General features: G+C 63.0%; 8 protein-coding genes. 3 read left to right on the top strand and 5 right to left on the bottom strand.

Translation table 11 applies throughout. The annotated features are described in order from the left end of the window. Nucleotides 1-215: 215 nt before the first annotated feature. Genes QMX98_RS31665 through QMX98_RS31685 form a run of 5 tightly spaced genes read right to left on the bottom strand, consistent with a single transcriptional unit; the run spans nucleotide 216 to nucleotide 1,742 of the window. Nucleotides 216-587 (bottom strand): hypothetical protein, encoded by a 372-nt coding sequence (locus QMX98_RS31665; RefSeq protein ID WP_172690155.1) that lies wholly within the window; start codon nucleotides 585-587, stop codon nucleotides 216-218. Continuing rightward, nucleotides 584-910, bottom strand: coding sequence for a hypothetical protein (locus QMX98_RS31670; protein ID WP_172690156.1), 327 nt, complete (start codon nucleotides 908-910; stop codon nucleotides 584-586). The genes QMX98_RS31665 and QMX98_RS31670 overlap by 4 nt, the downstream gene beginning before the upstream one ends. A 56-nt stretch (nucleotides 911-966) precedes the next feature. Next, nucleotides 967-1,200, bottom strand: a complete 234-nt coding sequence (locus QMX98_RS31675; RefSeq protein ID WP_232890020.1) for a hypothetical protein — start codon at nucleotides 1,198-1,200, stop codon at nucleotides 967-969. 10 nt (nucleotides 1,201-1,210) lie between these two features. Further along, nucleotides 1,211-1,492 carry a type II toxin-antitoxin system YafQ family toxin gene (locus QMX98_RS31680; protein WP_172690157.1) on the bottom strand — a complete coding sequence of 94 codons (282 nt, stop codon included), beginning with the start codon at nucleotides 1,490-1,492 and terminating at the stop codon, nucleotides 1,211-1,213. Next, complete coding sequence (locus QMX98_RS31685; protein ID WP_172690158.1) at nucleotides 1,479-1,742, bottom strand: type II toxin-antitoxin system RelB/DinJ family antitoxin; 264 nt, start codon at nucleotides 1,740-1,742, stop codon at nucleotides 1,479-1,481. The genes QMX98_RS31680 and QMX98_RS31685 overlap by 14 nt, the downstream gene beginning before the upstream one ends. A gap of 239 nt (nucleotides 1,743-1,981) precedes the next feature. On the opposite strand from QMX98_RS31685, the gene QMX98_RS31690 reads away from it, so the two are divergent. Genes QMX98_RS31690 through QMX98_RS31700 form a run of 3 tightly spaced genes read left to right on the top strand, consistent with a single transcriptional unit; the run spans nucleotide 1,982 to nucleotide 5,786 of the window. Further along, entirely contained in the window at nucleotides 1,982-3,661 is a 1,680-nt protein-coding gene (locus QMX98_RS31690; RefSeq protein WP_003465068.1) for a DDE-type integrase/transposase/recombinase, read from the top strand. 2 nt (nucleotides 3,662-3,663) lie between these two features. Next, nucleotides 3,664-4,572, top strand: coding sequence for a TniB family NTP-binding protein (locus QMX98_RS31695; protein ID WP_003465065.1), 909 nt, complete (start codon nucleotides 3,664-3,666; stop codon nucleotides 4,570-4,572). Continuing rightward, nucleotides 4,569-5,786, top strand: coding sequence for a TniQ family protein (locus QMX98_RS31700; RefSeq protein ID WP_003465063.1), 1,218 nt, complete (start codon nucleotides 4,569-4,571; stop codon nucleotides 5,784-5,786). Before QMX98_RS31695 ends, QMX98_RS31700 begins: the two co-directional genes overlap by 4 nt. Nucleotides 5,787-5,841 lie beyond the last annotated feature (55 nt).

Genomic DNA, 5,841 nt, shown 5'->3' on the forward strand with positions numbered 1-5,841 from the left:
TGTAGCGGCTTGCAATCGAAAACAGCCGTGCTCGCAATCAACGCAATTTTCGGCTCAAATTAACTGCGACTGACGGAGCCGTCTGGCTCAGATTAATTGCGAGCGAGCTTGCATTCAGCCGCATCGGCTTGCATTCCATCGCCTCCGGCTCACATTAACTGCAACTGACCAGTTTGAGGTTGTAAGCCGGAACCGCCGAAATTTCTGTCAGCCAATCAACATGGCTTGTCTCGTGCTTGGTCGATGCGCACCTGCATCGCCTGCATGACTTCTTCATGGGTATACGACTTGGCGTTGGGGTCGTCGGCCTCACGGAGAGCTTCCCCGATCTCGCGGGTCATCCGTTCATATTCTTCCGGCCACAACACTTGCTCCATGCGCAGCGACGCCTGCCCCAGTAGGTGCAGCAGGCCGAACAGGCGCATGTCATTGGTGGCGACGATGTGTTCTCGAATCCGCTCCTGGATCACCTCGCAGGCCCGATGTGTATCCGGCGTTGCTGTACCCTCGTAGTGGGCTGGGAGTTTTGCTTCCTCGGCGATCTGCACCCAAGCGCTGGCCAGCGCCTCGATGGTGGGTAGGTTCATTTGCTCATCCACTTGCGCAACAGCCGCTTTTTCAAGGAGGCACGCTCTTGCGGATTGCGTCCCTTGCGGCTGGCAATGCGCTCTGCCGTGGCGGCCTGGCACTTGATGGCCCAGTAGGAGCGGCCATCCTTGCCCATCGACCAGACGTTGCTGACCTGGTTTTCCAGCAGAGGTAGATAGGCACTTAGAGCTTCCGGCGACGCACCGGCCAGCGCGGTACGTTCGCGGGTTCGCCAGCGCTGATGCCAAAGCTTCTTGTCCTTGCGCTCGCTGCGGCAGGTTGTGTGTCCCACGATGGGCGTTTTGCGGCGGCTGCGGCTCATGATGTCGTTGTCTCCGAGAACATTCAGGATAGGCTTTCTGGATAGAGCACCAGTTCTTACACTTGTTCCGGTGGGGTCATCAGGCGGTGCACCTGGTCTTCCAGATCAACGGCGAACTCGAACAGATCGGCTACTTGGCTGCGCGATCCTTCGTTGAACACGGCCATTGCCGGTTGATGTAACTTCAACAGATCAGTGCGCAGTTGCGGCGGGCCGCCGTCATTGCTGTCGCCCCATTCGTCGCGGTGATGCTGATTGTCATGCCGCGGTCCTTTCGTTGTTCTGAGCATCGCCCGGCGTTTACAGGCCAAGCTCGCTATGCGACCCGAGGCGCACGAGTTGCAGCACGGCGTCATCCGGCTTACGGTAAATCAGTACCAGGTCGGGCTTGATGTGGCAGTCCCGGTGATCTTTCCAGTCGCCGGTGAGTGCATGGTCGCGGTGCTTCTCGACCAGCGATTGGTCATTCGCCAGGGCTGTGATGACAGCAACGAAGTCACTCGCCAGCGTCTGACGATGCGGGCCTTTGGCTTCGCGCTTGTAGTCGCGTTTGAACCGGCCGGTCTGTTCAATCGTCCGCATTCAGGTCCGCCATCAAGTCCTCGACGGTAGCGAACGACTTCAAGCCGCCACGGCGGGCTTCCTTCATCGCCTCAATGGTGGTGGCGTTCGGCACCAATGGCTCGAAGGGCAAGGCTTTCTCGCGGGCGACGCGAGTCAACAGGATACGGAAGGCATCGGATACGGTTAGTCCCATCGCTGCGAGCACGACGGTTGCTTCTTCCTTGATGTGCTCGTCAATACGCGCACGGACTACAGCATTTGCGGACATAGGTTGATCCTCTAGATTAATGAGCCACATTGTAGCTCACGGAAAGATGTCTATCAAACGTAGGTTTGTTGGACATCAGGTTGAGATGAGGTCGTCTGTCGTTTTCAGAAGACGACCGCACCATCTGACTGGATGTAACGCCTGGTGTGCATACGGCTCCTGACAGCCCAATATCAGGAGTCGTCTGCACCAATCTCGACTATGCTCAATACTCGTGTGCACCAAAGCGAGGTTTGGGCATGACATCAGACACTCCACCGATTGCCGCGCAAGGCGTGGCCACCCTGCCCGACGAGGCATGGGCGCAAGCCCGGCACCGGACGGAAATCATCGGGCCACTGGCAGCGCTTGAGGTGGTCGGGCATGAAGCCGCCGATGAGGCAGCCCAAGCGCTGGGCCTGTCCCGGCGACAGGTATATGTCCTGATCCGTCGCGCCCGGCAGGGTACTGGCCTGGTAACAGACCTGACGCCCGGCCGATCCGGCGGCGGCAAAGGCAAGGGGCGCTTGCCGGAACCGGTCGAGCGCATCATCCGCGAGCTGCTGCAAAAGCGCTTCCTGACCAAGCAGAAACGCAGCCTGGCGGCGTTCCACCGCGAAGTCGCGCAGGCGTGCAAAACCCAGAAGCTGCCGGTGCCGGCGCGCAACACCGTGGCCCAGCGGATTGCCGGACTACACCCGGCGAAAATAGCCCGCAGCCGGGGCGGGCAGGACGCTGCCCGTCCCTTGCAAGGCGCGGGTGGCATTCCGCCCGAAGTCACCATGCCGCTGGAACAGGTGCAGATCGACCACACCGTCATCGACCTGATCGTGGTCGACGAGCGCGACCGGCAACCGATTGGCCGCCCATATTTGACCCTCGCCATCGACGTGTTCACGCGCTGCGTACTCGGCATGGTGGTCACGCTGGAAGCGCCGTCCGCCGTCTCGGTCGGCCTATGCCTCGCGCATGCCGCCTGCGACAAGCGGCCCTGGCTGGAAGGGCTGAATGTGGAAATGGACTGGCCGATGAGCGGCAAGCCCAGGCTGCTCTATCTGGACAACGCGGCCGAGTTCAAAAGCGAAGCGCTGCGCCGTGGCTGCGAACAGCATGGCATCCGGCTGGACTATCGCCCACCAGGCCAGCCGCACTACGGCGGCATCGTGGAACGGATCATCGGCACGGCGATGCAGATGATCCACGACGAATTACCGGGGACGACCTTCTCCAATCCCGGCCAGCGCGGCGAGTACGATTCCGAGAAGATGGCCACCCTGACGCTGCGCGAGCTGGAGCGCTGGCTCGCGTTGGCGGTAGGCACCTATCACGGCTCCGTGCACAACGGCCTGCTCCAGCCGCCGGCCGCGCGCTGGGCCGAGGCCGTGGAGCGCGTTGGCGTCCCGGCCGTCGTTACCCGCCCCACCGCGTTTTTGGTCGATTTCCTGCCGGTGATCCGCCGCACCCTGACCCGCACCGGCTTTGTCATCGACCACATCCACTACTACGCCGACGCCCTCAAGCCGTGGATTGCCCGGCGCGAGCGCTTGCCCGCCTTCCTGATCCGGCGCGATCCGCGCGACATCAGCCGCATCTGGGTACTGGAACCGGAAGGTCAGCACTATCTGGAGATCCACTACCGCACCTTGTCCCATCCGGCCGTCACCCTCTGGGAACAACGCCAGGCGCTGGCCAAATTGCGTCAGCTCGGGCGCGAGCAGGTGGACGAGTCGGCGCTGTTCCGCATGATCGGGCAGATGCGCGAGATCGTGACCACCGCCCAGAAGGCCACGCGCAAGGCGCGGCGCGACGCTGATCGCCGCCAGCACCTCAAGACGTCGGAGCCACCGGCCAAGCCCATACCGCCGGATGTGGACATGGCTGACCCGCAGGCAGACAACCTGCCGCCGGCCAAACCGTTCGATCAGATCGAGGAGTGGTAGCCGTGGACGAATATCCCGTCATTGACCTGTCCCACCTGCTGCCAGCGGCACAGGGTTTGGCCAGGCTGCCGGCAGACGAGCGCATCCAGCGCATTCGCGCCGACCGCTGGATCGGCTACCCGCGCGCGGTCGAGGCGCTGAACCGGCTGGAAACTCTGTATGCGTGGCCGAACAAGCAACGCATGCCAAACCTGCTGCTGGTCGGCCCCACCAACAACGGCAAGTCGATGATCGTCGAGAAATTCCGGCGGGCGCACCCGGTCGGCACCGACGCTGACCAAGAACATATCCCGGTGCTGGTCGTGCAGATGCCGTCAGAGCCATCGGTGATCCGCTTCTATGTCGCGCTGCTGGCTGCGATGGGCGCGCCGCTGCGCCCGCGCCCACGGCTGCCGGAAATGGAGCAACTGGCGCTGGCCCTGCTGCGCAAGGTCGGCGTGCGCATGCTGGTGATCGACGAACTGCACAATGTACTGGCTGGCAACAGCGTTAACCGGCGCGAGTTCCTCAACCTGCTGCGCTTCCTCGGCAACGAGCTGCGTATCCCCCTGGTCGGGGTCGGCACGCGCGAGGCGTACCTGGCCATCCGTTCGGACGATCAGTTGGAAAACCGCTTCGAGCCGATGCTGCTGCCGCCGTGGGAGGCCAATGAGGACTGCTGCTCGCTGCTGGCCAGCTTCGCGGCGTCACTCCCGCTACGGCGGCCATCCCCGATTGCCACGCTGGACATGGCCCGCTACCTGCTCACCCGGAGCGAAGGCACCATCGGCGAGCTTGCACATCTGCTGGTGGCGGCGGCCGTCGCCGCCGTGGAGAGTGGCGAGGAAGCGATCAACCACCGCACGCTCAGCATGGCCGACTACATCGGCCCCAGTGAGCGGCGGCGACAGTTCGAGCGGGAACTGATGTGAAGTCCGCGCCGCGCTGGCCGCTGCATCCGGCACCCAAGGAAGGCGAAGCCCTGTCCTCATGGCTCAACCGGGTCGCCGCCTGCTACCAGATGGACGTGCACGAGCTGCTGGCCCACGATCTTGGTCACAGCCAACTTGATGACCTGGATACCGCACCATCCTTGTCGTTGCTGACGGCGCTCTGCCAGCGCAGTGGCGTCGAGCTGGAGCGGTTGCGCAGCATGAGTCTTGCAGGCTGGGTGCCGTGGCTGCTCGACAGTCTCGACGATTCGGTACCAGCAGCCTTGGAAACCTATACATTCCAATGCGCGGTGCTCCTGCCCAAGCGCACCCGCAAGGTGCGGTCCATCACTCGCTGGCGTGCCTGGCTACCGAGCCAGACGATTCGCCGGGCGTGTCCGCAGTGTCTGAACGATCCAACGAATCAAGCTGTGCTACTCGTCTGGCAGCTCCCCTTGATGCTGAGCTGCCCGCAGCATGGCTGCTGGCTGGAGTCCTACTGGGGCATGCCCGGCCGGTATCTTCAGTGGGAAATCGCCGATGCTGCGCCGCGCCCTGCCGATGACGCAATCGCCTGCATGGACCGGCGCACCTGGCAGGCGCTGACGACGGGTTTTGTGGAGCTGCCGCGTCGGCGTGTCCACGCCGGCTTGTGGTTCCGGCTGCTGCGCACCCTGCTTGATGAGCTGAACACGCCGCTCTCGCACTGCGGCAGTTGCTCGGCGAGCATCCGCCATGTCTGGGAGCGCTGCGGCCATCCGCTGCGCGCCGGGCAGAGTCTGTGGCGTCCCTACGAGATTCTGGCCCCGGCGGTGCAGTGGCAGATGCTGGAGGCGGCGGCCACCGCCATCACGCTGATCGAGTCAAAGGCGCTGATCCCGCGCGGGGAACAGGCCGCGCTGTTTCAGACGGAGCCGCACACTGGTTTCACCAACGGCCTGCCGGCGAAGGTGCCGAAGCCGGAACCCATCAACCACTGGCAACGAGCAGCCCAGGCCATCGATGAGGCCATCATTGAAGCGCGACACAACCCGGAGACGGCCCGCTTGCTGTTCACACTGGCGTCCTACGGGCGACGCGACCCCGAATCCCTGGAACGTTTGCGCGCCACGTTCACCAAGGAGGGCATCCCGCCGGAGTTTTTGTCACATTACGAGCCTGAATGGCCGTTTGCAGGTCTTAGACTAAATGACGGGTTAAGTGACAGTTTTTGACGGCGAGAACTTTCTGGCTCACACTGTCACATAATCGAACGTATATGTGACAGGT

Source organism: Pseudomonas sp. PS02303 (genome assembly GCF_029959925.1).
Taxonomy (GTDB): Bacteria; Pseudomonadota; Gammaproteobacteria; order Pseudomonadales; family Pseudomonadaceae; genus Aquipseudomonas; species Aquipseudomonas mandelii.

Excerpts from the sequence above, each read along its gene's own strand:
- QMX98_RS31665 (WP_172690155.1), bottom strand. The coding sequence starts at position 587 with ATGAACCTACCCACCATCGAGGCGCTGGCCAGCGCTTGGGTGCAGATC.
- QMX98_RS31680 (WP_172690157.1), bottom strand. The coding sequence starts at position 1,492 with ATGCGGACGATTGAACAGACCGGCCGGTTCAAACGCGACTACAAGCGC.
- QMX98_RS31675 (WP_232890020.1), bottom strand. The coding sequence starts at position 1,200 with ATGCTCAGAACAACGAAAGGACCGCGGCATGACAATCAGCATCACCGC.
- QMX98_RS31685 (WP_172690158.1), bottom strand. The coding sequence starts at position 1,742 with ATGTCCGCAAATGCTGTAGTCCGTGCGCGTATTGACGAGCACATCAAG.
- QMX98_RS31670 (WP_172690156.1), bottom strand. The coding sequence starts at position 910 with ATGAGCCGCAGCCGCCGCAAAACGCCCATCGTGGGACACACAACCTGC.
- QMX98_RS31690 (WP_003465068.1), top strand. The coding sequence starts at position 1,982 with ATGACATCAGACACTCCACCGATTGCCGCGCAAGGCGTGGCCACCCTG.